The sequence below is a fragment of the Paenibacillus sp. AR247 genome, from assembly GCF_002968895.1.
GTDB lineage: Bacteria > Bacillota > Bacilli > Paenibacillales > Paenibacillaceae > Paenibacillus_AQ > Paenibacillus_AQ favisporus.
Map to the genome: position 1 here is coordinate 1 of NZ_PCZT01000086.1, position 2,245 is coordinate 2,245.

Sequence of the window (2,245 nt, forward strand, 5' to 3'; positions counted from 1 at the left end):
GCGGCATGCTGAAAACCGCTATCCTGGAAAATCCAAAGTTAACCGGGCAAATGATTGAAGTGGACACAGATGCAACGCCGGATAAGGCGATGGAATATATCAGAGCGAGTATGCAGGATACCGGCAGGTTCCACATCCGATACTTACACGGATCCCGTTCTGTAATGGACTGGAAGTCGGTGGAAGCTAAAGCGGAGCCCATGCCGAATCCGCAGCCCTGGAAAAATGGTGGCGTTTATGTCATTACCGGCGGCTTGGGAGGGCTCGGCTTCCACTTTGCCAAGGAAATCGGCGCGCGTGTAAAGAATGCCACGATCATCCTGTCTGGCCGGTCATCATTAATCGATCACAACAACATGATGCTGGAAGAACTGCGTTCGCAAGGGACGCTCGTGGAATATGTTCAGTCGGACATAACGAATAAGGACGAAGCCCATCAGCTCGTGCAAAAGATTGTCCAGTCACACGGAACGATCAACGGCATCATCCACGCTGCGGGTCTGATTCGGGATAGCTATCTGATCCATAAAACCGTTGGCGAGCTGCAAGACGTACTGGCTCCGAAGGTGACAGGTCTGATCAATCTGGATGAATCGAGCCGCCATGTGGACCTCGATTTTTTTGTGATGTTTTCTTCCGTATTCGGTCCGATCGGGAATTCGGGCCAAGCCGATTACTGCACGGCCAACGCCTTTATGGATGCTTATGCCGCATATCGGGACGCGCTTGTGAGCTCAGGCGAACGGAGCGGACATACCTTGTCGGTCAATTGGCCGTTATGGAAGGACGGCGGCATGCAGGTCGCCGAGTCCATTGAACGCAGCATGCTTGCGGAGCTTGGCATGGCAGCCATAGCAAGCGGAACGGGATTAGAGGCATTTTACCAGGCTTATGCCTCCGGCGCGAACCAAGTCCTGATCGTAGAGGGCAACCCGGGCTTATTCTACTCCCGGCTCACGCGCTCCGCCAATCTTACGGATGAGGCGGTTCTGGATCGGAGTCTGATTCAACCGGACAGCGAAATCCGGCCAGCCGGTTATTCTTCGCCGCAGCTTTTGCAGGAACAATCGGAGAGCTTGCTGAAGCAGCTCATTTCCGGCGTCTTGAAAACGCCGGCATCCCGGATCGATGCCGAAGCACCGATGGAGCAGTACGGGATTGATTCGATCATGACGACCCAATTGACCCGCGAACTGGAAAAGACGTTTGGTTCCTTGTCCAAAACGCTCTTTTTTGAGTATCAAAATATCCGTGAGCTGACAGGCTACTTCTTACGGGAGCATAGGGATTCGATGCTGAAAGCCCTTGGAGGAGAGGAGCGGGCTTCGGCATCACAAGTCCAAACCACGGAATCCAAGGTTCCGGTTGACATGGACTATGATGGGCAAGGACTTCTCCTCGCCAACCGGCGCCGTCCAAGGTTTGTTGCGCAGGAGACCGCCAGAACGGCGGGCGCGGGCAGTGTCTCAGGCAGATTTGATGTCGCCGTCGTCGGGGTGGCTGGCCGTTATCCCGGAGCGGGCAATGTCAATGAATTTTGGGAAGTGCTTAAAAAAGGAGGGACTGCATTACGGAGATCCCGGATGAACGCTGGGATTACCGCATGTATTTTGACGAGGACCGGACGAAACCCGGGAAGGCTTACAGCAAATGGGGAGGCTTTATCGATGGGGTGGACTTGTTTGATCCGCTCTTTTTTCATATCTCTCCGCGCGAAGCCGAATTGATGGATCCTCAAGAACGTCTATTCTTACAATGTGTCTATGAAACGATGGAGGATGCCGGATACACCCGGGACGCATTAGCGGATTCGGGAACGGTCGGTGTCTACGTGGGATCCATGTATCAGGAATACCAACTGTACGGAGCACAGGAGCAGGCGCATGGGCGTCAGATCGCGCTGCCTGGATTGCCGGCGTCGATCGCCAACCGCGTGTCGTATTTTTGCAACTTCCATGGCCCAAGCCTGACGATAGATACGATGTGCTCATCCTCGCTGACGGCCATTCATCTGGCCTGCCAGAGCCTGCAATCGGGTGAAAGCGATGTCTGCTTCGCGGGTGGAGTCAATGTATCCATCCATCCCAATAAGTATTTGTACCTTTCCCAGGGCCAATTCATTTCCAGCAGGGGACGGTGCGAAAGCTTCGGACAGGGCGGAGAAGGTTACGTTCCGGGCGAAGGAGTCGGCGCCGTTCTGCTGAAACCCTTGGCCAAAGCCGTCGAAGACGGTGATCAAATTTAT

At 54.3% G+C, this 2,245-nt stretch carries 2 pseudogenes; both read left to right on the forward strand.

Going from position 1 to position 2,245, the window contains the following annotated elements:
- Positions 1–200: 200 nt before the first annotated feature.
- Positions 201–728, forward strand: a pseudogene (locus tag CPT76_RS42545) (SDR family NAD(P)-dependent oxidoreductase); the annotation flags it as partial.
- Between the two features lie 366 nt (positions 729–1,094).
- A pseudogene (locus CPT76_RS42550) lies at positions 1,095–2,245 on the forward strand (acyl carrier protein); the annotation flags it as partial.